This is a genomic window from Stenotrophomonas maltophilia (assembly GCF_003970865.1).
Classification (GTDB): Bacteria; Pseudomonadota; Gammaproteobacteria; order Xanthomonadales; family Xanthomonadaceae; genus Stenotrophomonas; species Stenotrophomonas maltophilia_AR.
Map to the genome: position 1 here is coordinate 1 of NZ_RXLZ01000007.1, position 25,271 is coordinate 25,271.

At 66.6% G+C, this 25,271-nt stretch carries 22 protein-coding genes; 14 read left to right on the forward strand and 8 right to left on the reverse strand.

Annotation, left to right across the window (positions count from 1 at the left end):
- The first annotated feature begins 99 nt into the window (after positions 1–99).
- The 9 genes from EKL94_RS03555 to EKL94_RS03595 all read left to right on the forward strand — a co-directional run bounded on the left by EKL94_RS03555 (position 100) and on the right by EKL94_RS03595 (position 10,692).
- Complete coding sequence (locus tag EKL94_RS03555; protein ID WP_126928007.1) at positions 100–2,676, forward strand: TonB-dependent receptor plug domain-containing protein; 2,577 nt, start codon at positions 100–102, stop codon at positions 2,674–2,676.
- A gap of 52 nt (positions 2,677–2,728) precedes the next feature.
- Positions 2,729–3,310 (forward strand): FMN reductase, encoded by a 582-nt coding sequence (gene msuE, locus EKL94_RS03560; protein WP_126928008.1) that lies wholly within the window; start codon positions 2,729–2,731, stop codon positions 3,308–3,310.
- A gap of 156 nt (positions 3,311–3,466) precedes the next feature.
- Positions 3,467–3,829 (forward strand): DUF3088 family protein, encoded by a 363-nt coding sequence (locus tag EKL94_RS03565; protein WP_014036937.1) that lies wholly within the window; start codon positions 3,467–3,469, stop codon positions 3,827–3,829.
- Positions 3,830–3,843: 14 nt separating this feature from the next.
- A complete protein-coding gene (locus tag EKL94_RS03570) occupies positions 3,844–4,821 on the forward strand; it encodes an MsnO8 family LLM class oxidoreductase (protein WP_126928009.1) in 978 nt (325 codons plus the stop codon).
- A gap of 18 nt (positions 4,822–4,839) precedes the next feature.
- On the forward strand, positions 4,840–6,183 hold the full coding sequence (locus EKL94_RS03575; protein ID WP_126928010.1) for an LLM class flavin-dependent oxidoreductase: 1,344 nt from the start codon (positions 4,840–4,842) through the stop codon (positions 6,181–6,183).
- Between the two features lie 4 nt (positions 6,184–6,187).
- Positions 6,188–7,408: a M20 aminoacylase family protein gene (locus EKL94_RS03580; protein WP_126928011.1), complete on the forward strand. Its 1,221-nt coding sequence runs from the start codon at positions 6,188–6,190 to the stop codon at positions 7,406–7,408.
- Positions 7,405–7,956: a GNAT family N-acetyltransferase gene (locus EKL94_RS03585; RefSeq protein WP_126928012.1), complete on the forward strand. Its 552-nt coding sequence runs from the start codon at positions 7,405–7,407 to the stop codon at positions 7,954–7,956. The genes EKL94_RS03580 and EKL94_RS03585 overlap by 4 nt, the downstream gene beginning before the upstream one ends.
- Positions 7,953–9,698, forward strand: coding sequence for an amino acid ABC transporter permease/ATP-binding protein (locus EKL94_RS22750; protein WP_126928013.1), 1,746 nt, complete (start codon positions 7,953–7,955; stop codon positions 9,696–9,698). Before EKL94_RS03585 ends, EKL94_RS22750 begins: the two co-directional genes overlap by 4 nt.
- A gap of 16 nt (positions 9,699–9,714) precedes the next feature.
- Entirely contained in the window at positions 9,715–10,692 is a 978-nt protein-coding gene (locus EKL94_RS03595; RefSeq protein WP_126928014.1) for an ABC transporter substrate-binding protein, read from the forward strand.
- An 88-nt stretch (positions 10,693–10,780) separates the two neighbouring features.
- Here the strand turns inward: EKL94_RS03595 and EKL94_RS03600 are convergent, their stop codons facing one another.
- The gene (locus EKL94_RS03600) at positions 10,781–13,900 is read right to left on the reverse strand and encodes a discoidin domain-containing protein (RefSeq protein WP_126928015.1); all 3,120 of its coding nucleotides are present in this window, start codon (positions 13,898–13,900) and stop codon (positions 10,781–10,783) included.
- 513 nt (positions 13,901–14,413) lie between these two features.
- Here EKL94_RS03600 and EKL94_RS03610 point away from each other — a divergent pair.
- On the forward strand, positions 14,414–14,911 hold the full coding sequence (locus EKL94_RS03610) for a helix-turn-helix transcriptional regulator (protein WP_126928016.1): 498 nt from the start codon (positions 14,414–14,416) through the stop codon (positions 14,909–14,911).
- A gap of 27 nt (positions 14,912–14,938) precedes the next feature.
- On the opposite strand, the gene EKL94_RS03615 is transcribed toward EKL94_RS03610, so the two are convergent.
- Positions 14,939–16,015, reverse strand: a complete 1,077-nt coding sequence (locus EKL94_RS03615; RefSeq protein ID WP_126928017.1) for an MBL fold metallo-hydrolase — start codon at positions 16,013–16,015, stop codon at positions 14,939–14,941.
- A gap of 104 nt (positions 16,016–16,119) precedes the next feature.
- On the opposite strand from EKL94_RS03615, the gene EKL94_RS03620 reads away from it, so the two are divergent.
- Positions 16,120–16,731, forward strand: a complete 612-nt coding sequence (locus EKL94_RS03620; RefSeq protein ID WP_126928018.1) for a TetR/AcrR family transcriptional regulator — start codon at positions 16,120–16,122, stop codon at positions 16,729–16,731.
- Here EKL94_RS03620 and EKL94_RS03625 read toward each other — a convergent pair.
- Complete coding sequence (locus tag EKL94_RS03625) at positions 16,728–18,674, reverse strand: EAL domain-containing protein (protein ID WP_126928019.1); 1,947 nt, start codon at positions 18,672–18,674, stop codon at positions 16,728–16,730. The two genes, EKL94_RS03620 and EKL94_RS03625, sit on opposite strands and share 4 nt — an antisense overlap.
- Before the next feature lie 63 nt (positions 18,675–18,737).
- Entirely contained in the window at positions 18,738–19,640 is a 903-nt protein-coding gene (locus EKL94_RS03630; protein WP_126928020.1) for a LysR substrate-binding domain-containing protein, read from the reverse strand.
- Positions 19,641–19,760: 120 nt separating this feature from the next.
- Here EKL94_RS03630 and EKL94_RS03635 point away from each other — a divergent pair, with 120 nt between their 5' ends.
- Entirely contained in the window at positions 19,761–21,272 is a 1,512-nt protein-coding gene (locus EKL94_RS03635) for an MFS transporter (protein WP_126928021.1), read from the forward strand.
- Here EKL94_RS03635 and EKL94_RS03640 read toward each other — a convergent pair.
- The 3 genes from EKL94_RS03640 to EKL94_RS03650 are packed head-to-tail and all read right to left on the reverse strand — an operon-like array spanning position 21,266 to position 23,419.
- A complete protein-coding gene (locus EKL94_RS03640; RefSeq protein ID WP_099552883.1) occupies positions 21,266–21,982 on the reverse strand; it encodes an SDR family NAD(P)-dependent oxidoreductase in 717 nt (238 codons plus the stop codon). The genes EKL94_RS03635 and EKL94_RS03640 overlap by 7 nt on opposite strands.
- 28 nt (positions 21,983–22,010) lie before the next feature.
- Entirely contained in the window at positions 22,011–22,739 is a 729-nt protein-coding gene (locus EKL94_RS03645) for a GNAT family N-acetyltransferase (RefSeq protein ID WP_126928022.1), read from the reverse strand.
- Between the two features lie 14 nt (positions 22,740–22,753).
- Complete coding sequence (locus EKL94_RS03650) at positions 22,754–23,419, reverse strand: ArsR/SmtB family transcription factor (protein WP_126928023.1); 666 nt, start codon at positions 23,417–23,419, stop codon at positions 22,754–22,756.
- Positions 23,420–23,474: 55 nt separating this feature from the next.
- Between EKL94_RS03650 and EKL94_RS03655 the strand changes: the two genes are divergently transcribed.
- Positions 23,475–23,978: a DUF2938 domain-containing protein gene (locus tag EKL94_RS03655; RefSeq protein ID WP_126928086.1), complete on the forward strand. Its 504-nt coding sequence runs from the start codon at positions 23,475–23,477 to the stop codon at positions 23,976–23,978.
- 41 nt (positions 23,979–24,019) lie between these two features.
- On the forward strand, positions 24,020–24,823 hold the full coding sequence (locus EKL94_RS03660; RefSeq protein ID WP_126928024.1) for an APH(3')-II family aminoglycoside O-phosphotransferase: 804 nt from the start codon (positions 24,020–24,022) through the stop codon (positions 24,821–24,823).
- Here the strand turns inward: EKL94_RS03660 and EKL94_RS03665 are convergent.
- Positions 24,796–25,221 carry a DoxX family protein gene (locus EKL94_RS03665; protein WP_126928025.1) on the reverse strand — a complete coding sequence of 142 codons (426 nt, stop codon included), beginning with the start codon at positions 25,219–25,221 and terminating at the stop codon, positions 24,796–24,798. The genes EKL94_RS03660 and EKL94_RS03665 overlap by 28 nt on opposite strands.
- Positions 25,222–25,271 lie beyond the last annotated feature (50 nt).

Genomic DNA, 25,271 nt, shown 5'->3' on the forward strand with positions numbered 1-25,271 from the left:
TCGTTTGGCTTTTAGTTTTTTTGTTTGTGAGGCGAGAAAAGGGGCAACAGTTAGGAGGCCGTATGCGGGGGTCGGAGTTGTGGTTAAGAACCAGCCCCCATGCCTGCCGCCCACGCCCCTGTCCTGAGCACTCTCGCTGTTCTGATCACAGCCATCCTCGCCGCTTCGCCCAGCCATGCGGCTGAAGCCGATGCGGATCCTGCTGCCACCGCCGCGACGGCCAACGTGGCAGCATCCACGCTGGATGCGGTGGTGGTGACCGGTTCGCGCACCAGCACGCGCACGGTGAAGAACAGCTCTACGCCCATCGATGTGATCTCCGCCGAGGACCTCGCTGCTACCGGCCAGGGCAACCTGCTGGAAGCGCTGCAGCGCAGCCTGCCGTCGCTGAGCCAGATTGGCGGCTACCAGAGCGACCAGGAAAGCCTGATCCGCGGCTACCAGCTGCGCAATCTGTCACCGGGCTACACGCTGGTGCTGGTGAATGGAAAGCGCCGTAATGCCAGTGCCTATGTGAGCGGGGCCAACGGTGGTGGCTTTCCAGGGCACGCCTGGGCTGACCTCGCGCTGATTCCGGTCTCGGCCATCGACCATGTGGAAGTGCTGCGCGATGGCGCTTCGGCCATCTACGGCTCGGATGCGATCACCGGCGTGGTCAACGTGATCCTGAAATCGCAGGCACACGGTGGCGAGTTTGCCGTGGAGAGCGGGCAGAGCATCGATGGCGATGGCTCGCGCACCAGCGTGCGTGCCAACGTGGGCCTGCCATGGGGCCAGGATGGCTTCGTCAACCTGTCCGGCGAGACCACCCGCCAGCATCATGCGATCCGTACCCGCCGCTATATCGACGGCTACCTGAGTTACCCGGCGGTGGATGGCAACGGCAATCTGGTGGCGTTGCGGCCGAACAACCGGCTACCGGCAGGTGCATCGCCGAACCCGGCCGAGGCCAACCGCGATGCCGAAGCCAACACCATCCTCAGCTCGCCGTCGTATGCGTTGAAGGCGTTTGCGGTGAATGTGGGTCATGGCTTGGGCGAAAGCGCGCAGTTCTACGCCAACGCCACGGCCAGTGACCGCACCGCGCAGGCGATCCAGAACTTCCGCCTGCCGGCGACCATCTTCACTACCTACAAGGCACCCGGCGTGTTGAGTGTGTTCCCCGATGGCTTCCTGCCGGTGCTGGAAACCAAGGAGAAGCAGTACACCGGTACGGCCGGTGTGAAAGGCCAGATCGCGGGCTGGGACTACGACGCCAGCCTGACCGGCAACCGCAGCACGGTACGCACCTATACCCGCAACTCGGTGAACTACTCGCTGCCATACCCCGGTTCGCCCACTGACTTCTATGACGGCAAGCTGGACTACCAGCAGGGCATCGCCAACCTGGACCTGCGCCGCGGCTTCGAGGTGGCGGCCTTTGCTTCGCCGCTGGAAGTGAGCGCGGGCGCCGAGTACCAGCACGAACAGTACGAGCGTGGGGCAGGGCAGTGGGAGTCGTACACCGGCTTTGGTGCTGCGGCCTTCGTCGGCTATTCCACTGCGGACGCGGTGAAGGCGACCCGCAACAGCAAGGCGGTGTACGTGGGTGCGGCCACCAACATCACCTCGCGCTGGTACCTGGATGCGGCCGCGCGCTGGGAAGACCATTCCGACTTCGGCAGTGTCTCCACCGGCCGCCTGACCACGCGCTTCGACTTCACCGATGCGCTGGGCGTGCGCGCCACGGTCAGCAACGGCTTCCACGCGCCCAGCCTGGGTGCGCAGTTCTACCAGGCCACCGGCAGCTGCCCGTGCGGCACCACGCTGGTGGCGCAGGTGTCTTCGCCGGCGGCGATCGCGCTGGGTGCCACGCCGCTGAAGCCGGAAAAGGCCACCAACTACAGCCTGGGCATGACCTGGGACCCGAGCCCGGCGTTCCACCTGGCGGTGGATGCCTATCAGATCGACATCCGCGGCCAGCTGGGGCAGTCCAGCCAGATCGGCTACAACGCGCAGGATCCGGCGCGTGTCACCGACAACAGCGGCACGGTGCTGAGTGCGGCGCAGAAGAACACCATCGATGCGCTGCTCGGGTCGGCCGGCATCAGCATCCTGCCGGGTGATGCGTTCTATGCCAGCTACTTCACCAACGTGGGCAACACCCGCACGCGCGGTGTCGAGCTGACCCTGGAGGCGAATCAGGAAACCACGTGGGGCAAGCTGCGCTGGAGCTATGCGGCCAACGTCGGCCGTACCACCATCCAGAAGGTCAGCGACATTCCGGGGGCGCTGCAGGGGCTGCCGAACATCAACTTGCTGACCAAGACCAGCGAGTACGCGCTGCGCTTCCGCACGCCCAGCTATACCCAGGTGGCTGGGCTGGGCTGGCAGAACGGACGCTGGCGCTCGAACCTGGACTTCACCTACTACGGCCCGATCAAGCGCCTGAACAACGGCGTGGAGTACAAGCAGCCGCCGGTGCTGGTGACCAACCTGTCCGGTGGCGTGGAACTGGGCGAGGGTTGGAGTGCGGCGCTGGGCATCAACAACGTGTTCGACAAGCGCACCCGCAAGGTGCCCGAGTACGCGCGCAGTGCCACCGATGTGGCCAGCATCGAGACGACGTGGGATAGCGGCGATGTGTTGAGCAACGTCGGTGCGTACTGGTACGGGCGGGTCAGTTACCGGTTCTGAGGTTCATGCCAAAGGCAGCCGGACGTAGTTCGGCATCATCGAGGAGCAGTTCATGTCTTCTGCATTGAAGGTGGTTGCATTGGTGGGGTCGCCGACCAGTTCGGCGACATCGCGCACGTTGTTGCTGGTGCGGTATCTGCTGGCGTCGCTGCAGCAGCGCGTGCGTGCCAGCGTGGAGCTGGTGGAGTTGGCGCCGATCGCGCGCTCGCTCGGCCAGTCGTTGTCGCGCGGTGAGGTGGAACCGGCGGTGGAGCAGGCGCTGCAGACCATCGAGGCCGCCGAGCTGCTGGTGGTGGCCGCACCGGTGCACCGTGGTTCGTATCCAGGGCTGTTCAAGCACCTGGTGGATTTCATCGAACTGGAGGCGCTGGTGGATACGCCGGTGTTGCTGGCGGCGACCGGTGGCAGCGAACGGCATGCACTGGTGATCGACCACCAGCTGCGACCGTTGTTCAGTTTCCTGCAGGCGCACACGCTGCCGATCGGGGTGTATGCCACGCCTGCCGACTTCGATGGCGAGCACATCAACAGTGCAGCGCTGCAGGCCCGCATCGCGCTGGCGACCGAGCGTGCGGCCGGGCATCTGGCCACGCAGGCGCTGGCGGTAGCGGCGCCACTGCGACGCATCGCCTGAGGCCATAACCGGCGGCGCTTTGCATATGGCCAAGGCGCATCTGCGTGGCCGGATCTGACCGCCGATTGTCGCCAGGCAGCGCTATGGCAGCCGCTGGCATCTCTAGCATCGATATCGAAGCGGCATCGCATTGCCGGCACAGATGAGGACCCCCCAGTGACGCTCGACGCAGCAAGCAAACCCATCCTGTTCCTGCTCGACCGCGAGTTCGAGGACGGCCAGATTCCCGGCCAGCGCTTCTTCTGCCGGCACAGCCTGTTGCTGGAGGGTGCGCTGTCGAGCATCGACGGCCTCGACGCGCAGCTGGATGTACGCCGCATCGGTTTCGCGCGGCCACGCCGCGAGGTGATCGCCGAGATCGGCGAGCAGGACCAGTCGCTGCCGAAGCTGGTGCTGCCGCAGGGCGTGCGCAGCGAACTTGCCAGCGGCGCGCACCAGGACCGCCAGTACATCTCCGGTGCCGAGCCGATCCTGGCCGCGCTGAACGGATTGCTCGGCATTCCCGTGGCCCACCCCTGAGCGAGGACGCGACCATGAGTTATCAGATCAGCGTGTTGGACAAGAGCCCGGTGGCCGAAGGTGCCTCGCCGGAGCAGGCGCTGCGCAACAGCCTGCAATTGGCGCAGCGCGCCGAACAGCTGGGCTATCACCGGTACTGGTTTGCCGAGCACCATGCCGCACCGACGCTGGCCAGCCCCGCACCGGAAGTGCTGGCGGCCTGGGTACTGGCACAGACCCGGCGCATCCGCATCGGCAGTGGCGGGGTGATGCTGCGCCACTACGCGCCGTACAAGGTGGCAGAGAACTTCAACCTGCTGGCGGCATTGGCGCCAGGACGGGTGGATCTGGGCGTGGGCAAGGCACCCGGCGGCCTGCCAGCATCGACTGCCGCGCTGGCGGCCGGGCGTCCGCCGTTTGCCGACTTCGACCAGCAACTGCGCGACCTGGAAGGCTATCTGTCCGGCGCCGAAAGCGAGGCGCTGGCGCGGCCGGTTCCGCAGCAGGCACCGGAGCGCTTCCTGCTCGGCGCCAGCCCGCAGAGCGCAAAGCAGGCAGCCGAGCTGGGCTGGCGTTTCGTCTACGCCGCGCACTTCGATGGCGACCCGAAGCACATCGAGGCCGCGTTCGACGCCTACCGCAGCATCTCCTCGCAGCCTCCGCTGCTGGCCACGGTGGCCTTCGCCGCGCCGACTGCCGAAGCCGCAGCCCGCCATATCGGCGCACTGCGCGTCTACAAGCTGCACCTTGGTCCCGGGCAGACGGTGAACCTGCCCAGCCCCGAAGCGGCTGCCGAGTACGCACGCCAGGTGGGTGTGGCCGACTTCCGCATCGAGGAAACACGCCCGAGCGTGTTGTCCGGTGATGCGCAGCACGTGCGTGACGAACTGGATGCGCTGCACCGGCGCTTCGGCGTGGGCGAGTTCATCCTTGATGCGCCGGTGGCCGATCTCGACGCACGCCTGACATCCCTTGAACTGCTGTCGCCCGCGCCACGCGCGGCGGTGGCCTGACCTGCAGGAGCGATTCCCATGAGCACGACCCCGCGCCACATTCCGTTCGGCATCATGCTGCAGGGCCCTGGCAGCCACATGCATGCCTGGAAGCACCCGTCCAATCCGGCCGATGCCAGCGTCAACCTGCAGTTCTACATCGACATTGCGCGCACCGCCGAGGACAACGGCATCGCCTTCGGCTTCGTGGCCGACGGCCTGTACATCAACGAGAAGTCGATCCCGCACTTCCTCAACCGTTTCGAACCGATCTCGTTGCTGTCGGCGCTGGCCACGGCAACGAAGAAGATCGGCCTGGCGGGCACACTGTCGACGTCCTACAGCGATCCGTTCACCGTAGCCCGGCAGTTCGCCTCGCTGGATCTGCTCAGCGGCGGCCGTGCCGGCTGGAACGTGGTGACCTCGCCGTTGGAAGGTTCGGGTCGCAACTATGGCCGGCCACACCCGGAGCACGCGCTGCGCTACCAGATCGCAGACGAGTATCTGGACGTGGTGCAGGGGCTGTGGGATTCCTGGGACGACGACGCCTTCGTGCGCGAGCGCGACAGCGGCACGTTCTTCGCACCAGAGAAATTCCGCCGGCTCGACCACAAGGGCCGCTTCTTCCAGGTGGAAGGGCCGCTCAACATCCAGCGTTCGCCACAGGGCCAGCCGGTGATCTTCCAGGCGGGTTCATCCGATGATGGCATTGCCTTGGCCGGCAAGTACGCCGATGCGGTGTTCACCCATTCGCCGTCGCTGGAAGAGACCCGCGCATTCACCCAGAAGGTGAAGAACTCGGCAATCGCGCACGGCCGCAGCGGCAATGACGTGAAGATCTTCCCGGGTATCGGCCCCATCGTCGGCCGCACTGCCGAGGAAGCCGAAGCCAAGTACCAGGCAATCGCCGCGCTGGCCACGCTGGAGGATGCACTGGCGTACCTGGGGCGCTTCTTCGACCACCACGACTTCAGCCAGTACGATCCGGATGCACCCTTCCCGGAGCTGGGCGACATCGGCAGCAACTCGTTCCGCTCCACCACCGACCGCATCAAGCAGGATGCGCGTGAGAAGGGCTTGAGCCTGCGCCAGGTGGCATTGGAAGCAGTGAGCCCGCGACCGAACTTCATCGGTACGCCGGAGCACGTGGCCGATGAGCTGATCCGCTGGTTCGATGCCGGTGCCAGCGACGGCTTCATCCTTGGATTCGCCGCACAGCGCGAAGGCCTGGACGATTTCGTGACCCAGGTGCTTCCGATCCTGCAGGCGCGCGGCTACCACCAGCGCGAGCTGGAGGGACAGACCCTGCGCGAGCATCTGGGCCTGCCGTACAAGGCCAGCCGTCATGCGACCAATGCCGAACCGGCGCGGAAGGCGGGGTAGGGCGATGAGCGGAGAATCCGCAGTAGCGCCGGGCCATTCCCGGCGGAATTCCCAATCGACGGGCATATTGCCCGAGATCGCGGCACGCGCCGAGGCGGCCATCGCGATCCGTCATGACCTGCACCGCCACCCGGAGCTTGCCTTCGAGGAGCACCGCACCAGCGCCCGTGTTGCCGAGTTGCTGCAGCAGTGGGGCTATGAGGTGACCACCGGCCTCGGTGGCACCGGCGTGGTCGGCACGTTGCAGCGTGGGCAGGGTAGCCGTCGTCTCGGCCTGCGCGCCGACATCGATGCACTGCCGATCCACGAGAACTCCGGCCTGGCCTATGCCAGCCAGACCGAGGGGTTGATGCATGCCTGCGGCCACGATGGGCATACCGCCATCCTGCTGTCCGCCGCGCACTACCTGGCCCATCACGGTGATATCGACGGCACCCTGCAGCTGGTGTTCCAGCCGGCCGAGGAGACGGGTTCGGGCGCATCGAAGATGATTGCCGATGGCCTGTTCGAGCGCTTCCCGGTGGACGCGATCTATGGGCTGCATAACTGGCCGGGCGTGCCGGCGGGGCACTTCGGCTTCGTCGATGGCCCGGCGATGGCGTCGGTGGACTGGGCGCGGCTGAAGGTGATCGGCAAGGGCGGTCACGGCGCCGAGCCGCAGGGCAGCGTCGACCCGATCCTGGCGGCGGCGCACATCGTTACGGCGTTGCAGAGCGTGGTGTCGCGCAATGTCGATCCGCGAGAGATGGGCGTGGTCACCGTCGGTTCGATCCACGGCGGGCAGGCCGCCAACGTGATTCCGGACGTGGTCGAGCTGAAGCTGACCGTGCGCGCCTACCTTCCCGAAGTACGTGACACTCTGCGGCGCCGTGTTACCGAAGTCGCCGAGCAGACCGCCGCCGCGTTCGGTGCGCGCGCCGAGATCGAGTTCCCACGCGGCTTCCCCAGCGTGATCAACCACCCGCAGCAGACCGCCTACATCCGCGAGGTGGCGCTGCAGGGCTTCGGCAGCGAACACGTAGTGCCCGAATTCGCGCCGCGCACCGCCAGCGAGGACTTCGCCTTCCTGCTGCAGGCGCGGCCGGGCAGCTTCGTGTTCGTCGGCAACGGCGACAGCGCACCGCTGCACAGCCCGCGCTACGTGTTCAACGACGCGGCCATCGCGCCAGCCGCTAGCCTGTGGGCGCGGCTGGCCGAAGACTATCTGGTGAAGGACGTGGCATGAGCAGCAACGAACGCTTCCTCTATACCTCGGTGGATGATCCGCTGGCGCGGCCGCTGTTTGATGGCCTGGAGCAGGAGTACGACAGCCGCTACGCCGACGTGCGCCGACGCATCGGTGGCAGCGCCCGCGAGGAGCTGCAGCGCTACCCGGCGCAGGCCTTTGCTGCCCCGGTCGGTGCCTTCGTACTGCTGCTGCGCGACGGCGTGGCGATTTCCGGTGGCGCGTTCATGCCGCACCGCGATCCGGATACCGCCGAGTTCAAGCGCATCTGGACGCTACCCGGGCTGCGCCGCCAGGGCATCGCGCGGCGCGTGCTGCAGGAGCTGGAAGAGCAGGCGGCGCGGCAGGGGTACCAGCGGGTGTTCCTGACCACCGGCTTCCGCCAGCCTGAAGCGGTTGGCCTGTACCTGAGCCATGGCTACACCGCGCTGTTCGATCTGGAGGCCGACCCGGAAACCGTTGCGCATCTGCCGTTCGAAAAGCACCTGCGGGCACCGGCGCCCGTCATCGTACCTGCGCAGACCCAGCTGCAAGGAGCCCACGCGTGAGCACGCCTTCGACCGCGCTGGATGGCATTGCAACCCGGCCGGCGCCAGCACCGGCGCTGAAGATCGTGCCAGCCCGGCATCCGCTGCAGGTCTTCGGCACGGTGCTGGCACTGGCGCTGATCCTGATCGGGCTGCAATCCGTGCTGGGCAATCCGCGCTGGGGCTGGGGCACATTCGCCGAGTGGTTCTTCGCACGCCCTGTGCTGGAAGGCCTGGGCCGCACGCTGCTGCTGACCGCGCTCGGTACCGGCCTCGGCTTCGCACTGGGTACCTTGCTTGCGCTGGCCCGGGTGTCCGGTTCACCGCTGCTGTCGGCGGTGTCGTGGGGCTATGTGTGGTTGTTCCGCTCGATCCCGCTGCTGGTGCTGTTGCTGCTGCTGAACAACCTGGGCTACCTGTACAGCACCATCGAGCTGGGCGTGCCGTTCACCGGCATCAGCCTGTTCTCGTACCCGACCACGCAGCTGATCGGTGTGTTCACCGCCGCGGTGCTGGGCCTGACCCTGAACCAGGCGGCGTTCTCGGCCGAGGTGATCCGCGGTGGCATTCTTTCGGTCGACCACGGCCAGTACGAGGCCGCAGCCGCGCTTGGCCTGCCGCGCGGTCGCCAGGTGCGCCGCATCATCCTGCCGCAGGCGATGCGTTCGATCCTGCCGGCCGCGTTCAACGATGTGATCGGCCTGGCCAAGAGCACCTCGGTGGTCTACGTGCTGGCGCTGCCGGAGCTGTTCTACACCGTGCAGGTGATCTACCGGCGCAATCTGGAAGTGGTGCCGCTGCTGATGGTGGCCACGGTCTGGTACCTGGTGATCCTGACCGTGCTGTCGCTGCTGCAGCGGCGCGTGGAACAGCGCTTCGCGCGCGGCCAGCTGCAGCGCGAGCGTTCGGTGTCACGGGTGTCGTCACCGGTGCGGACATCCAGTGATGCTGCGCCGCGCGTGGCAAGCCGCCCGCGCATCGCCACCCAGGTTGAAGCGGGCGAGGGTGCGGCGGTGTCGCTGCACGGTGTGGGCAAGGTGTTCGGCGAGCAGCCGGTGCTGGAAGACGTGAACCTGGATCTGCGCGCTGGAAGCGTGACGGTGCTGATAGGCCCGTCCGGCGCCGGCAAGTCCACGCTGCTGCGACTGATCAATCATCTGGAACGCGCCGACAGCGGTTACGTGACTGTCGGCGGCCAGCTGATCGGCTACCGCCGCGATGGCGACACCCTGTACGAGCTGCCCGAGCGCGAGATCCGCCGCCGTCGTGCGGAAGTGGGCATGGTGTTCCAGGGCTTCAACCTGTTCCCGCACCTGACCGCGCTGGAGAACATCATCGAGGCACCCATTGCAGTGCGTGGCGTGCCGCGCGCGCAGGCCGAGCAGCAGGCGCGCACGCTGCTGGAGCGGGTCGGTCTGGCCGACAAGGCCGATGCCTTCCCGCGCCAGCTGTCCGGTGGCCAGCAGCAGCGCATCGCGATCGCCCGCGCACTGGCGCTGCAACCGAAGGTGCTGCTGTTCGATGAGCCTACCTCGGCACTGGACCCGGAGCTGGTCGCTGAAGTGCTGAGCGTGATCGAGGAGCTGGCCCGTTCCGGCACCACGCTGGTGATCGTCACCCATGAACTGAGCTTCGCCCGTCGCGTGGCCGACCACGTGGTGATGATGGACCAGGGCCGGGTGATCGAGCAGGGCACGCCCGAGGCCCTGTTCGAGCGCCCGCGCCAGCAGCGCACTGCCGATTTCCTGGCCAAGACCCTGTAACCCCGGAAGGAACACCATGAGCCCTGCAGCACCGCGTCGCCCCTCGCGCAGCACCCTGTTGATCGTGGGCGTGCTGGTCATCGGCATCGCCGGCATCGTCTATTCGCGCGTACGCCAGGCACCGGATGCCGCCGCCGTAGCCGCGACCAGCCTGGCAAGCGGCAACACCGCTGCCTTGAAGGGCACGTTTGACCCGAAGGCGCAGGCGTTGATCCCGGCCGACTATCACTTTGTCACCCCCGGTACGTTCACCGTGGCCACTCATCCGGGGCAGCTGCCGCTGGCCGACTATGGTGCCGACAGCAAGGACGTGGTCGGCATCGAGCCGGACATCGCACGGCTGATCGCCGATGGGCTGGGCCTGAAGCTGGTGATCGTACCGGTGGCCTGGCCCGACTGGCCGCTGGGGCTGGAATCAGGCAAGTACGATGCGGTGCTGTCGAACGTGACCGTCACCGAAGAGCGCAAGAAGAAATTCGATTTCTCCAGCTACCGTTACGACCTGCTGGGCATCTACACGCGTACAGATGGGCCGATCCAGAAGATCGAAAAACCCGCCGATGTCGCAGGGCTGAAGGTGGTGGTGGGTGCCAGCACCAACCAGGACCAGATCCTGCGGCAGTGGGACCAGCAGAACATCGCCGCCGGCTTGAAGCCGGTGGAGTACCAGTACTTCGATGACGCCGTGGTCGGCCGGCTGGCGGTGATCACCGGCCGCGCGGATGTCTCGTTCGAACCGAATGCCACCGGCGCGTACTCGGCACGCGACGGCAAGGTGCGGCGCGTAGGCCTGTTCCCTGGCGGCTGGCCGAACGCTGCGGCGATCTCGGTAACCACGCGCAAGGGCAGCGGCCTGGCCGATGCGGTGACGCAGGCATTGAACACCCAGATCGGCAGCGGCACCTATGCGCAGGCGCTGAAGCGGTGGAATGTGGCCGAGGAAGCGGTGCCGCAGTCGCAGACCAATCCGCCGGGGTTGCCGACGCTGCAATGACACCGGGCGTGGCCCGGCGGGCCCCTGTAGTCGAGCTTGCTCGACTGGCGCATGGTGATCGGCGAAATGCAGTCGAGCAAGCTCGACTCTACCAACGCGCTTCCAGCGTTCTGAACGACTTCTCCAGCCGCACACCCTCGGCATCGAAGTCGGAAACGCTACGCCCATCCACACGCACCGTCTTCGGCATGGTACGCGCCGGCCACCAGACCTTCACCGCCGTCCCGCTGCGCAACCCCTTGCCCAGCGTGACCGTCAGCACCCCGTCGCGCTGCCGCGCCTGCATCTGCAACGTGCCATACGCGGTCGGCAGCCGCTCCACCGCCAGCCCTTCGCCAGCAACCCACGACGGCGGCGTGCCCGGCAGCAATGACAACGCATCATCGTCTTCGCGCATCAGCATGCCGAACAGCGTGCGGCCGTACTCGGCGCCGATCCAGGTGTGCGGCATGTCGCCCAGATAGCGTGGGAAACGCAGGCGCGAGTGCACGACCTCGGCCAGAACCTGCCACTCAAGCGGACGCCGATCATGCAGCAGTCCCTGCAGCAGCTCATCGGCCACCTGCGGCTGGCCCAGGTGCACATAGCTCAGCACGTTGCGGATCTCATACGGCGTATAGGCGTACAGCGCATCGGGCTGGCTGCGCTTGCGCACGTCCTCCAGATAACGCGCGAAGGTGGTCCGCAGTGCCTCGGCGGGCAGCACGCTCTGCGCACCGGTGGGGTCCAGTGCGATCGATACGCCGGTGGGATCACCATCACCCAGATCCGCCGAGGACGGGATGAAGTCGATGCCCTTCCACGCCATCGTGGCGCGGATCGAGGCGTGCAGCGCGTCGTAGAGCAGCTTGTATTGCTCGCGCGCCCAGGCAGCAGTCTCGTGGTCGCCCAGCGCCTCGGCCAGCCACGCGCCGTCGTGCCACCCCTTCAGGCCCCAGTAGTCATCCCAGTAGCTGTGGGTAGGGGACGGATAGCCCTCATGGCTGATCGACGGTGCAAGGATGCCGGCGAAGCGCTCCGGTGATGGCTGGTCGGCCTTGTAGCCGGGCACCAGCGTGCGCTCGCGCAGCTCCTGCAGGAAGTGCAGCGCGGCCTTCACTTTCGGCAGGTAGTCACGCACTGATTCCGGTCCACCATCAAGGCGCGCGACATCGGCCACCAACGCGACGTACTGCCCTTGGCTGTCGTACTCGATGTCCGAACCAAAGCCGGTGTTGACGCTGCCATCGTCGTTGAGGATGGGCGAGACCAGGCCGTTGCCATGCACGCCGTGTTCGCTGTACCAGGCCAGGTAGTCGCGCGCGACCTTGGCCTCGCCCATGCGCAGCAGCACCGCCGAGGTGGCCATGCCGTCGCGGATGAAGGAGCGGCTGTAGTTGCGCGGGCCGGGCTGCATCGCAGGGCCGGTCTGGTTGATCAGCATGTAGGCGGCCTGCGCACGCAGCATGTCGACCAGTGAGGGATCGGGCAGGCGCAGGCCGACCTGGCCCAGCCGTGCCTGCCAGTCCGCGGAGGCCTGCGTGGCCAGGGAATCAAACGCCGTATTGGCATCGCGGGGCAGCGTAGCCAGATCGAGCGCAGGCGCTTCGGGCAGCGCGCCCTTGCTATCGGCGGCGGCAGTACCCAGCGGGAACGCGACCACGATGGCATCGCTGGCGCCCGGTGCCAGTGATACGCGGTAGTTCAACGCAGCCGAGGCAAGACCCTCGTCGTCGCGCGCCTGTTGCGTGGAGGGCAGCTGGCCGGCAGCGACGTTCGCGGTGATTTCCGTTGCGCCATCCTTGCCAAACGGCGCCGTGCCGGACGCAGTCACCGGCGTGAGCGACTGCAGCAGCATGCGGCCATTGATGCGCACGGCCTGTCCATCGATCGCCACATCGCGGATGGGTGACAGCCCGCCGTTCTGCCACGGTGGATTCATCTGTATCGGGCGCACGACCAGGCTGAGCGTGCCGTCGATCCGGGTCTTGCCGGTGTTGTGCAGGCGATGACGCAGGAAGGTCACCGGCTGGCCGGTGCGCTCGATGGCGAACACTTCACTGCGTAGCTCCAGCCCGGGCTGCGGTGACCACGTAGCGGACGGCATCGGCTTCCAGCCATCCCGCAACGCGTGCTGTATCGGCTGTCCTGCCGCGCCAGCGGTTTGGCCATCGGCATTGCGCCAGATCGGCTGCACCAACGGCGCGCCCTTGAATGCTTCCAGATTGCCGTATTCGTCGAAGATCGATTTCTGTCGTCCTGCGTGCACACCGACGGCGGTCCAATAGGTCTGCTGCATCTGCAGCGACGCCGGGAACAGCGCGCGCTGCGCGCCGCTGGCGGCGATCTGATACTGCTTCATCGGTGTCATCACCGCTTTCGGGCCGAGCAGGCGCAGTCGCGCGATCTGCGGGGTAGCGCCGTCCACGCTCAGGCGGAATGCACGCAGCGGTTGCGCCGTGTCGGCCGCCAGCCAACTCTGCCGGCGGCTGGCCGCCTGCGCATCATGTGCGAGGTCCTGCCAACGGCCTTGCGCGTCCTGCGCCTGCAGTCGAGCAGCGCCGCGCGCGCCATCCGCCCATTCCACTACAAGGCCAGCCGTGGACTGCGCGCGGGGCAGGGTGATCTCAAACGCGTGAGCGCCTCCTTTTCCGGCCGGAACCGCAACGGTGCCGCCGCCTTGCCAGAGCGCCGCTGCCTGCGTTGCATCGATACCGCTGATGCGTGCGCTGAGCGTGCTGTCCAGCGGCTCCATCTCGAAGATCGACACGCCCCAGTCGGAGGTGCGCTGCGGGCTGGCCAGCCGCAGGTAGCGGGCCTGCCGCGGTGCGAAGTACAGCGTTTCCACGTCGCCCAGCGAATCGGCCATGGTGTATGCGGTCTGCCACTGCGTGCCGTCCATTGACGTCTGCAGTGAATAGCCTTCCGGGTTCGATACATCCCAGGTGAGGCGCGCGCCGGCCAGCAGGGTGGGCGCGCCCAGATCGATCTGGAACCAGTGGCCGGGGCTGAAGGCGCCGCCGGTGACGGTCTTCGGGTCGCCGTCGATCAGGTGGCTGATCGCCATCGCCGGTACCTGTTGCGAGGAACTGCTGGCCTGCCATTGGCTGCGCGGGGGGAGGGTCTGTGCCTGTGCGCTGGAGGCCAGGGCGGCCAACAGCAGGGCAGTGGCAGGGCGCAACGGGAAAAGCGGTGTGGAGACCTTGGAGCGTTCGGCGCGCAACGTCATTACGGACAGCCTCGCAGGTTCGACCGGAATCGGGCGAGCGCTACGCTAGCAAGGGATGTAATCGGTTACATGACGCACTGCAGCGCCGCTGGACGCTGGCGCTGCCATCGCGGGAGGGCTGACGGATGTGGCTCTGGACGTGCAGCGCGGATTGGCTAGGGTCACATCGCAAGCCTTTTAAGTTGGTTGTCATTTGACAACTTTTGTGAGCCGTGTGCAGACTATGGAGAACAAGGAATGTCTCGAGCGCGTCATCCAGACAAGGACATCGAAGCGGCGTTGCAGTTCGCGGAGGATCGTGGGTGGAGGCTCCGTATGGCGGACGGCCATGCGTGGGGTCGGATGTATTGCCCTTACAACGACACCGATTGCCGATGCGGGGAGTTCTGCATCGTGAGCATCTGGAGCACGCCGCGAAGCGGCAGCCATCATGCAAGGGCCTTGCGGCGTGTGGTCGAGAACTGCAGTCGTGAGCAATGAGATCAGGCTTCGTCAGAAGCGAAGGGGTCAATCATGGAATTCAACTTCACCCTGAAGTACCGCTTGCCGGACACAGGCAATGAAATCGGCGTCCTCGAGCAGCGCTTGGCCGAAGGTGGCTGTGACGACGCGCTTGTGGGCCTTGGGCTGCCGGGACGACTGGCCCTGGCGTTCTGCCGCGAAGCAGACAGCGCAGGGGCTGCCCTGCGTTCGGCGCTGAACGATGTGCAGCGGGCCGTGCCCGGTGCCGAACTGGTTGAAGTGAGCCCCGATCTGGTAGGGCTCACTGACGTCGCAGATCTGCTCGGAATGTCGCGCCAGAACATGCGGAAGCTCATGCTGGCCAACCCGCAGTCGTTTCCGTCCCCGGTGCATGACGGCTCGACCTCGATCTGGCATCTCGTCGACATTCTCGGTTGGCTGCGAGCGCGCGGCAGCGGGAAAGTCACGACGGAAATGACCGAGCTTGCCGCCGCTGCACTGCAGCTCAATCTGGCCCGGGAAGGGCGCAGGCTTCACCCGAAGACGTAGCGGCGGCCAGAATCGGAGCCCGCCGCATTACAGCTCCACCGTCTCCCACCAGCGTGTACCCGCCAGTGGCGCCTGCATGTCCAGCGCTTCGCCCATCATCGGCGTAGCCACCGGCACGTTCTTCGCGGCCGCCAATGCGGTGATGCGCTCGAACGGCTGCTGCCATGCGTGCAGGGCCAGGTCGAAGGTGCCGTTGTGAATTGGCAGCAGCCACTTTCCGCGCAGGTCCAGGTGCGCCTGCAGCGTCTGTTCCGGCTGCATGTGCACGAACGCCCAGCGCGGATCATAGGCGCCGGTCTCGATCATGGTCAGGTCGAACGGACCGTATTTCTCGCCGATGGCCTTGAAGCCGTCGAAGTAGCCGGTGTCGCCGCTGAAGAAAATGCGGAAGTCAGCGTCCTGGATCACCCATGACGCCCACAGGCTGCGATCACTATCGCCCAGCCCGCGGCCGGAGAAGTGCTGGCCTGGGGTCGCGGTCAGGCGCAGGCCGTTGGCTTCGGTGGATTGCCACCAGTCCAGCTGCTCGACCTTGCGCGCATCCACCCCCCACGCGATCAACTGGTCGCCGACGCCGAGCGGGGCGATGAAGCGCGCGGTCTTGCCGGCCAGCTGGATCACTGCGGCATGGTCCAGATGGTCGTAGTGGTTGTGCGAGAGGATCACACCAGCAATCGGCGGCAGCGCGTCGATGCTGATCGGTGGCGCATGGAAGCGTGCAGGGCCCATCCACTGCACCGGCGAGGCGCGCTCGGAGAACACCGGATCGGTCAGCCAGTACTGGCCACGCAGCTTCAGCAGGATGGTGGAGTGCCCAAGCCGGAACAGGCTGCGATCCGGTGCGGCGTCCAGTGTGGCACGGTCCAGCGGCTGCACCGGAATGGGGTGAGCGGGCACGGTGCCCTTCGGTTTGTTGAAGAGGAACGTCCACCAGATCTCCGCACCGTCGCGCAGGCCCATCGCCGGACGCGGCAGGGCATTGCGGAACTTGCCATCACGGTACTGCGGCGAATCGGGGAAGTCGGGGAGGGACCAGGACTTGCAGAAGGTGTAGGCGGTCACGGCGAGGATTCCGAGCAGGAGGACAAGGAGCAGGCGCTTCATGGGTGACGTCCGCTGGGTACACTGCACAGTGTAGTTTCGCGCTTTTCAAAAGTACACTGCCGGGTGTAATGTGGAGGCATCCGTTCAGTTATCCGGTTCCCGCCATGCCCCGTGCCCCACAACGCCTGACCGACCGTAAACGCGACGCCATCGTGCGCGCGGCGGTGGAGGAGTTCCGTGCATCGGGCTACGAGGCGACCAGCATGGACCGCATCGCCGAGGCGGCCGGGGTCTCCAAGCGCACCGTCTACAACCACTTCCCGAGCAAGGAAGCGCTGTTCTCGATGATCCTGGAGGAGCTGTGGGAACGCAGCGTGGCCAGCGACACATTGCCGTACCGTGCCGACCAGCCGCTGCAGGCGCAGTTGCTGCAGTTGCTGGGCCAGAAGCTGGAACTGCTCAGCGATGCCAACTTCATCGACCTGGCGCGGGTGGCGATGGCCGAGATCATCCACTCACCGGAGCGTGCGCAGGCCATCGTCTGCCGCATGGGCGAGAAGGAAAGTGGCGAGAGTGCGTGGATCCGCGCGGCCATCGCCGATGGCCGGTTGCGCGAGGTCGATCCGGAGTTCGCCGGCCACCAGCTGCACGGGCTGGTGAAGAGCTTTGCGTTCTGGCCACAGGTGACGATGGGGCACGCACCGTTGAACGCACAGGAGCGTGCACGCGTGGCCGAATCGGCGGTGGCGATGTTCCTGGGTTTCTACGCGGTCTAGCTGGCGGCGAAGCGGCGGAACTCGTCGGCCGGCAGCGCCGCCGAATACAGATAACCCTGGCCGACATCCACACCCAGTGCGCGCAGTTGCTGCTCCTGCGCCAGGGTTTCGGTACCTTCGGCCACCACGATCGCGCCGCAGCGGTGCGCGACTTCGACGATGAAGCGCACGATCGACTGCGACTTGGCGTCGGACAGCGTGGCGATCAGCGCCTGCTCGATCTTCACCTCGGCGATGGCCAGCTGCGAGAGCAGGATCAGGGTTGAATAGCCGGCACCGAAATCATCCAGTGACAGCGTGACCTCCGCCGCCAGCAGCTGCGCGATGTTGGCATCGACCACGTCGCGCTCGACGATCTCGGTCCATTCGACGATCTCCAGGCGCAGCATCACGCCGGGCACATCGTGCAGTGCCAGCAGTTCCTGCAGGCGCAGGCCGAAGTCGGGCAGGCGCAGTGACTCGGCCGAAACGTTCACGGCGATCTTCAGCTGCGAGCCGTCGCGTCGGCACTGCTGCAGAAAGTGGATGGCCGACTGCAGCGTGGCCCATTCCAGTTCAGCCAGCCGCCCCTGCCGGCGCAGCAGCGAGATCACCCGCATCGGCGCGATCAGCCGGCCCTCGCCGTCGCGCATGCGCAGCAGTGCTTCGGCGCCGACCAGCTGGCGATCCTGCAGGCGATGCTTGGGCTGGTAGCACAGCGGTGCGTCGCCCTCCTGCAGCCAGCGTTCGAGGGCGACTTCGATCAGGGCGTCGATCTCGCTGTCGCGCTGGATCGGGTCGTCGAAGAACACGACGCCGGATTCAATCGCACTCAGTGCCACGGTGATCGCGCGGAACGGAAGATGTCCTTCGTCGGCATCCACGGGGGGCTTCAATTCGACCACTGCACAGCGGAACAGCGGCCGGAAACCTGGCCAATCGCGGCCGACCCGATCGGCCAGGTTGCTGGCCAGCTCGGTGATCTGCGGCTGCGTGCGCAGTTCGGACAAGGTCAGGTCGCGCACCAGGATCGCCAGTGCGGCATCGCCGAACTGATAGATCTCCAGTTGCCCGGCCGGCAGCGAGGGCAGCAGCCGATGCACCTCTTCGGTGCTGTCGCGCTGCCACAGGCCGTTGTCCTGCAGCGGACCGTAGCGCAGGCGCAGATCGCGCAGGTTGCCCATCTCGGCCACGATCAGGCAGGCCTTGCCGATGCCGTCGTTGTCGCGCCAGTAATGCTGCAGGCGTTCGCCGAGCGCACGCATGTTGGGCAGGCCGCTGATCGGATCGATGCGCAGCCAGGCCTGTTCGCGCTGGCGCTGTGCATCGATCTGCGCATCGTTGTAGACCAGTGCGAACACCGCGCCGAGCATCAGCAGTGATAGTGGCAGTGCCAGCAGGCGCTGGATTGCCAACTCATCCACGGGCAGCTGATGGGCGCCGATGATTGCTACGCCCAGGGCCAGGCCCAACGCAGTGACGGCGATACGCACGCCCCAGGCCTGCAGGATCATGCGCAGCGAGAGTTCATTGAGCATGCGCGGGTGCAGGCGCCTGCGCAGCCAGACGCCGGCCAGCATCTGCAGCGTGGCCTCGAGGCCGGCGGGCAGGAAGTACTGGGTGCCGGCGAACTGATAGCGGGCCAGCAGGCTGGCGCCCAGGCAGGCCAGGCCGCCGCGCCAGCCGCCGAGCAGGCCGCTGACCAGCAGGATGTCGAAACCCAGGTGAAGCTTGACCACGCCCTGGGTGTAGCGGGCCACGAACCAGGCGTTGAACAGGTAGATCAGGCCCAGCGCCACGCCCACGTACAGGCGGCGGCCTTCAATGGCGTGGCCGGCGCGGCGGGTGGCGATCAGCAGCACGCCGATCATGCCGATCACCGCCGTGGCCTGCAGCAGGTACAGCGGCAGGCTGGGCAGGGCGCTGTCCAGGACCTGGGCCGAGACCCGTGAAAGCGCATCCATAGCAGGTTCCCGCCTGTGACCGACGGCCAGTGACCAGCAGCGTAGTCGCAGCAGGGCGCAGGTTCAATTGCGCTGGCTGCGTTCGGGCAGGAGGTGTTCGGCCATGAAATCGACAAACGCGCGCACACGCGGTTGCTGATGGCGATGGCTTGGCCAGAGGGCCCAGAAGGTGCTGCGCTCGGTGCTCCATGGTTCCAGAACGCTGACGAGGGCACCGCGGTCCAGCGCATCACGCGTGGCGAAGTCGGGCAGGCACGCAATGCCATGGCCATCGATGGCCATGTGCAGGATCGTCTCAAGATGATTGGCGGTCATCGCGGCAGTCAGCCGCGTCTCAGCGCTTCCCTCATGCACGGGCAGTGGCCAGCGTTCGATCAGGCCGGTGCCGGGAAAGCGATGGAGAAGGCATGCGTGGCCGCTCAGCTCGTCCGGGTGCTGCGGCGTGCCGCGCTGGGCGAAGTAGGCAGGGGCACCCACGCACAGCAGGCGGGCACTGCCGAGGTTGCGGCCGTGCAGCCTGGAGTCGGCGGGGCTGCCTGTGCGGACGACGGCATCGAAGCCTTCCTCGATGACATCGACCAGGCGGTCGCTGAAGTGCAGGTCGAGTTCGATGGCAGGGAAGCGGTGCGCAAACGCTGAAAGCACCGGCAGCATCAGTCCGCTGGCGAGTGGAAGACTGACCTTCAGGCGACCGCTGGGGGCGGCCTGGGCGTCGGTCAGTTCGCGCTCTGCCGCGGCAACCTCGATCATGATGCGGCGGCAACGTTCAAGGAACTGCTCGCCTTCGGCAGTCAGGCTGACGCTGCGGGTATTGCGATTCAGCAGGCGGGCGCCCAGGCGCTCTTCCAGCCGGGCGATGGTCTTGCTTGCGGCCGAAGGGGTGATGCCACGCTGTCGTGCTGCGGCCGCGAAGCTGCGTGCCTCGGCGACCAGAACGAAGAGGCTGAGACCGGCGAAGCTGTCCATGACGTGGCCATTGATGACGTTTGTGTCATTAAAGTATGGACTGAATGACGGATTCTTACGAAATAACGTCGCCGATAGCATCAATGCGGTGGCGCTTGGCCACGCTCGAGTTTCATCGACATGTCTGTTGCCTCTGCTGAGACGGCCGGATCATCACGCTTTGGAGTGGTGCTGGCAGGCTGCCTGACGGCGCTCACCATTCCCCTGAGCATTGCCAGCCCCGCCGTGGGCATTCCCGCCATCCGGGACGCGCTGGGCGGTTCCCCTGCGGCGTTGTCCTGGATCATCAACGCCTACCTGTTGACCTACGGCTGCACCACGCTGGTGGCCGGTGGACTGGCCGATCTGCATGGCAGGCGCCGGATCTGGATTCTGGGCGGCGCGTTGTTTGCACTCGTCACCGGCCTGATTCCCTTGATGCCCGATGTGGCGTGGATCAATGTCCTGAGACTGCTTCAGGGGATGGCGGCGTCGGCAGCGTTTGCCGGCGCGATGGCGTCGTTGGCGCAGGTGTTCGACGGCCAGGCGCGGGCAAGGGTTTTCAGCCTGATCGGCACCACCTTTGGTGCAGGGGCCGCAGGCGGTCCGCTGCTGGCGGGCGGGTTGATCGATGCGCTGGGCTGGGAATGGGTGTTCTTCCTGCCTGCGTTGCTGGCGGCCCTGACCGTACCGCTGGTCGCCCTGTCATCCGCCGAATCGAGAAACGCCGGTTCGCCACGCCTGGATTGGCTGGGGGCCATCACCTTCATGCTGGCGCTGGGCTCACTCACCTACGCCATGATCGTGCTGCCGGAACGTGGCCTGCTGCATCCGCAGACGCTGGTACTGCTGGCGCTCTCGGTGGTATTGCTGGGCGTGTTCATTGCCGTAGAGCGCTCCCATCGAACACCTTTGCTGGATCTCGGCCTGTTCCGCAACCGGCGCTTTGTTGGCGTGCAGATTCTGGCCGCTGCCCCTGCGTTCTCCTACGTCGTCCTTCTGGTCGTGCTGCCGGCTGGCTTCATCGGTGTAGAAGGACTACGACCCACCGAGGCTGGACTTGCGATGGCAGCACTGTCTGCACCCTTGCTGGTTGTTCCCCTGGTTGCCGGTTACCTGCTGCGCTGGATTCCGGCGCGGACGCTGTGCTGTGCGGGCCTGCTGATCGGCGCTGTTGGGCTGGCATGGCTGGCGCAGGTGTTCCAGTTCCCGTCGGTGCGCTGGATGCCGATGCTGGTCATCGGAATCGGCATCGGCCTTCCCTGGGGGATCATGGATGGCCTGGCGGTCAGCGTGGTCGGCAAGGAGCAGGCCGGCATGGCCGCTGGCATCTTCAATGCGATGCGACTGGCAGGCGATTCCATTGCCCTCGCGCTTGTCGGCATCATGCTCTCGGCCCGGATCGGCGGGAACATGATGCTGGAGGCCGGCGTCGTGGCCCGTGCCGCCGTGCACAGGCTGTCCATGGGCGACCTGGGCGGAGCGGTGGAGGCGTTGCCCGGCGTTTCGAGAACGGTGCTGGCCCAGGCGTACATGGAGGCCGTCCGTGGCCAGCTGTTTGTCCTGGCGATGGCGACCGTGCTGACCGCCATCGTGCTGGGGTACCTGTTGCGCGAAGAGGTCGAGCCTGGCCTGCGCAGCGGTAGTCAGTAGCGCGGGTCGGCGATGGCCGGCAGCACCAGTTCGCGCACGAAGCCGGACGGCGACAACTGCAGCAACGCGCGCACCATCGCAACGACGTCATGCACGGGCACCAGTTCGCCGTCGCCGCGCGCTGCGGCCTCTGCCACCGGCACCGACAGTGCATCGTCGGTGTTGAGGTAGCCCAGCTGCAGGCTGGTCACCGCCAGGCGGCGATCGCGGAAGCCTTCGCGCAGTGCATCGGCGATGCCGTTGAGTGCGAACTTGGATGCGCCGAACGCCACTTCCGGGCGGCCGCTGCGTGGCAGTGCCGAGGTCGAGCCGGTCAGCACCAGCTGCGGGCGTGGTGCGCCCAGCACCCGTGGCAGCAGGCGCTGCAGCAGCACCAGGGTCGCGGTGATGTTGACGTCGACCAGCTGGGTGAGCGCGGCATCGCTCTCGTCGAGGAAGGCGTACTCATCGCTGAAGGCGGTCTCTTCCCAGATGCCCAGGTTGTGGATCAGCACATCCAGATCGGCCGGTGCCTGCGCTGCGATGTGATTGGCAGCCAGGGTGGGCTGGGACAGATCGGCTTCGATCCACTGCAGGGTGACACCCTCAGGGCATTCAAGATCGCGTGGACGCTTGCGCGAAACTCCGATGACGGTGTCGCCCGCGCTGCACAGGCCTTCCACGAACGCCCGACCCAGGCCCCTGCTGGCGCCGATGACCATCAATTTCATGTTGCTTCCTTGTTGTACTGCGGCAGCCTCAATCGGCTGCCAGAACGGTGTCCCAGTCGGCGAACGCACGCAGGCCGCTGCGCTCGGCGGTAATGATCGAGGCGGTGTTGTCGAGCTGGCAACGGTACTGAGGCTGCAGCCCGGCCGCCTGCGCGGACACGGCCATGGCGTGTACCAGCTGGCGCGCGTGCCCGCGACCGCGGGCCTCGGGCAGGGTCAGCACGCCCATGTCGGCCAGGGCTGGATCCAGGCTCCACGGGTACATGCTTCCCGCGGCAACCAGCCGCTCGCCATCGAAGGCGCCGAACACCTGCCAGTGGTCCAGCTCGACCCAGGCGGCATCGAGATCCTCTTCGCTGGCGCTGGCCTGGAACACGTCGAACGCGGCTGCGTCGGCCGGGTCGAGACGGCGGATATGTGGCGGTGCAGGGCGCGCGGCCAGGGCCGCAAGTTCTGCGGCAGGGAAGTAGAAGACGCGATCTGCGCCATGGGTGCGCTGGCCGAGCTGCTGCAGACGTTGTTGCAGCTGCGCCAGCGTCCAGTGCGGTTGCACGTGCAGTTGCAGGCGAGCCGCCAGGGCAGGGCGCAGCAGGGCGCGCGCAGGGCCGACGAGCGGATGCAGCAGCATGCCGTCCTCGCCCTCGTCGAAATCATCGCTGCACGCCAACTGCAGCAGTGGATCATCCTGCAGCGTGCGCTGCCCGGAGAACACGCCGCGCCAGGTCGCATCGATCAACGGGGCAAACACATCATCCATGACCGGTGTCTCGCTCAGTGCCGAGGCAGGTTCACCTGCAGGCCGGCGGCCTTCCATTCGGGGTAACCGGCGGCGAGCCGCTGCGCGGTCAGTCCGGCCTCGCGCAGCATCGCCACCGCATCGTTGGACAGCACGCAGTAGGGACCGCGGCAGTAGGCGACAATGTGGACGGCACGCGGCAGTTCGTCCATCCGTGCACGCAGTTCCGTAACGGGAATGTTCAGCGCGCCGGGCAGGTGGCCCAGATCGAATTCCTCGCGCGGCCGCACATCCAGCAGCACCACGCTGCTGCGTTGTTCCAGCAGCTGCTCGACGGTCAGTCCTTCCAGCACCTCGCGGCGCTGCAGGCTGTCGTGGATCACGCCCTGCATTTCGCTGCGCTGGTGGTCGGCATAGTCGCGCAGCGCGGCCAGCAGGTTGCCCAGCGGGCCATCACCACTGCGGTAGAGGATGCGCTTGCCATCGCGGCGGGTCTGTACCAGGCCGGCACGGCGCAGCTGCTGCAGATGCTGGGAGGTATTTGCCACCGACAGCCCGGTCAGTTCGGCCAGGCGTTCCACGGCGCGCTCGCCCTGGGCGATGTGCTCCAGTAGGGCCAGACGATGGGCATGGCCGAGCGTGCGGGCGATCTCGGCCAAGGCCTCCAGCGGTGAGGGTGGTGGCTCTGTTGCAGCGTTCATGCGGGGCACGCTAGCATCGCTCTATCATTCAAGCAAATAATTGAAGGTAAGTGATATGGTTGGCGTGGCGACATTCGTGATGGATGCGGTGGTAGTCGGCGTGGGAGCAACCGCAGTGATGGACCTGTGGGCACTGGTGCAGCGGCGGCTGCTCGGTATTCCCTCGCTGGATTTCGCGATGGTCGGGCGATGGCTGGGGCACCTGCCGCGCGGGCGCTTCCGCCACGACGGCATCGGCCGCGCGGCAGCGGTCAGTGGCGAGCGCGCGCTGGGCTGGACCGCGCATTACGTGATCGGGGTGGTGTTCGCCGCGTTGTTGCTGGCCGTGGTAGGGAGCGATTGGGTGCAGGCACCCACCCTGTGGCCGGCGCTGGCCTTCGGCATCCTCAGCGTTGCCGCGCCGTTCCTCATCCTGCAGCCGGGCATGGGTGCCGGCATTGCCGCTTCGAAGACCCCGGCGCCGGGCAAGGCGCGCCTGCGCAGCCTGGTGGCGCACAGCGTGTTCGGCGCGGGCATGTACCTTTCCGCGCTGCTGTTGGCCGCGGTTCGTGCAGGATGAGCGAGAATCCGTGGGGTCACCGGCAACAGGAACACCCCGGCATGGAAGCACCCAATCACTTCACTGATGGCATGCCACTGCCGTGGGCATGGCAGGAAGCGTTGGCCGATGCGCGCATCGAGCGCCAGTCGATCGGTGTTTCGCGCGCGGATGTAGCCCGTGTGCAGCGGCCGGGGCAGGCCGATGCCTTCGTGAAGTCGGAAGTGATCGACGCCTTCAGTGAGCTGGGCGATGAGATCGCGCGCCTGCGCTGGCTGCAGGCACAGGGACAACCGGCGCCGACGGTGATTGCCACCGCCGAAGAGGCGGGCCGGCGCTGGTTGCTGATGAGCGCGCTGCCCGGCCGCGACCTGGCTTCGTCGCCTGAACTCGCACCGCAGGAGCTGGTGGAACTGCTGGCCGACGCGCTGCGCGGGCTGCATGCGTTGCCGGTGGCAGCCTGTCCGTTCGACCAGCGACTGGCCTCGCGCCTGCAGGCCGCGCAGGCACGGGTCGAGGCGGGGCGGGTAGACGCCGATGACTTCGATGACGAACGCCTGGGCCAGAGTCCGCAGCAGGTCTTCGCCGAACTGTGCAGCACCCGGCCCGATCATGAAGACCTGGTGGTCAGCCATGGCGATGCCTGCCTGCCGAACCTGATGGCGGTCGAGGGCCGCTTCAGTGGTTTCATCGACTGTGGCCGGCTGGGTGTGGCCGACCGCTACCAGGACCTTGCGCTGGCCGCGCGCAGCCTTGTCTACAACTTCGACAACACACGTTGGGTGGCGCCGCTGTTCAAGCGCTACGGCGTGGTGGCCGACGAGCGCCGGCTGGCGTTCTACCGGTTGCTCGACGAGTTCTTCTGAGCCCGCGCGTGGCTGGCGATGGCCGCGCAGATCAGGCCACCGACCACGCTCAGGTGCTCCAGCGCGAAGAACAGGGCCAGCTGCTGTTCCGCACCGTGCTTGGTCCAGAAGGTATGCACGATGACGATGGTCAGCAGCATGAACACCGCCAGCGCGCCGCTGCCCAGCCAGAGCAGACGGTCAAGCAGCAGGCACAGTGAGCCACCCAGCAGCACCACGGCGCTGGCGAGGTTGAACAGCACGGGCGGTTGCAGCCCGGCCGCCTGCATTTCGGCCACGCTGTTGTCCCACGCCAGCAGCTTGGCCAGGCCCGAGGACAGGAACACCACGGCCAGCAGCAGTCGGGCGAGGAACCACAGCACGCGGCTGTCGAGCAGGGTGGTGATCATCCGTGGCATGCAGGAACTCCGGGTTGAGCGTTGGGCGGGCCACGCAGCATCGGGCCTCA

What these genes read in the sequence shown, in the direction of transcription:
- EKL94_RS03645 (WP_126928022.1), bottom strand. Translation starts at nt 22,739, where the DNA reads ATGGATGATGTGTTTGCCCCGTTGATCGATGCGACCTGGCGCGGCGTG.
- EKL94_RS03585 (WP_126928012.1), top strand. Translation starts at nt 7,405, where the DNA reads ATGAGCAGCAACGAACGCTTCCTCTATACCTCGGTGGATGATCCGCTG.
- EKL94_RS03610 (WP_126928016.1), top strand. Translation starts at nt 14,414, where the DNA reads ATGGAATTCAACTTCACCCTGAAGTACCGCTTGCCGGACACAGGCAAT.
- msuE (WP_126928008.1), top strand. Translation starts at nt 2,729, where the DNA reads ATGTCTTCTGCATTGAAGGTGGTTGCATTGGTGGGGTCGCCGACCAGT.
- EKL94_RS03555 (WP_126928007.1), top strand. Translation starts at nt 100, where the DNA reads ATGCCTGCCGCCCACGCCCCTGTCCTGAGCACTCTCGCTGTTCTGATC.
- EKL94_RS03595 (WP_126928014.1), top strand. Translation starts at nt 9,715, where the DNA reads ATGAGCCCTGCAGCACCGCGTCGCCCCTCGCGCAGCACCCTGTTGATC.
- EKL94_RS03635 (WP_126928021.1), top strand. Translation starts at nt 19,761, where the DNA reads ATGTCTGTTGCCTCTGCTGAGACGGCCGGATCATCACGCTTTGGAGTG.
- EKL94_RS03650 (WP_126928023.1), bottom strand. Translation starts at nt 23,419, where the DNA reads ATGAACGCTGCAACAGAGCCACCACCCTCACCGCTGGAGGCCTTGGCC.
- EKL94_RS03600 (WP_126928015.1), bottom strand. Translation starts at nt 13,900, where the DNA reads ATGACGTTGCGCGCCGAACGCTCCAAGGTCTCCACACCGCTTTTCCCG.
- EKL94_RS03630 (WP_126928020.1), bottom strand. Translation starts at nt 19,640, where the DNA reads ATGGACAGCTTCGCCGGTCTCAGCCTCTTCGTTCTGGTCGCCGAGGCA.
- EKL94_RS03665 (WP_126928025.1), bottom strand. Translation starts at nt 25,221, where the DNA reads ATGCCACGGATGATCACCACCCTGCTCGACAGCCGCGTGCTGTGGTTC.
- EKL94_RS03640 (WP_099552883.1), bottom strand. Translation starts at nt 21,982, where the DNA reads ATGAAATTGATGGTCATCGGCGCCAGCAGGGGCCTGGGTCGGGCGTTC.
- EKL94_RS03570 (WP_126928009.1), top strand. Translation starts at nt 3,844, where the DNA reads ATGAGTTATCAGATCAGCGTGTTGGACAAGAGCCCGGTGGCCGAAGGT.
- EKL94_RS03575 (WP_126928010.1), top strand. Translation starts at nt 4,840, where the DNA reads ATGAGCACGACCCCGCGCCACATTCCGTTCGGCATCATGCTGCAGGGC.
- EKL94_RS03615 (WP_126928017.1), bottom strand. Translation starts at nt 16,015, where the DNA reads ATGAAGCGCCTGCTCCTTGTCCTCCTGCTCGGAATCCTCGCCGTGACC.
- EKL94_RS03660 (WP_126928024.1), top strand. Translation starts at nt 24,020, where the DNA reads ATGGAAGCACCCAATCACTTCACTGATGGCATGCCACTGCCGTGGGCA.
- EKL94_RS03620 (WP_126928018.1), top strand. Translation starts at nt 16,120, where the DNA reads ATGCCCCGTGCCCCACAACGCCTGACCGACCGTAAACGCGACGCCATC.
- EKL94_RS03655 (WP_126928086.1), top strand. Translation starts at nt 23,475, where the DNA reads ATGGTTGGCGTGGCGACATTCGTGATGGATGCGGTGGTAGTCGGCGTG.
- EKL94_RS03625 (WP_126928019.1), bottom strand. Translation starts at nt 18,674, where the DNA reads ATGGATGCGCTTTCACGGGTCTCGGCCCAGGTCCTGGACAGCGCCCTG.
- EKL94_RS03580 (WP_126928011.1), top strand. Translation starts at nt 6,188, where the DNA reads ATGAGCGGAGAATCCGCAGTAGCGCCGGGCCATTCCCGGCGGAATTCC.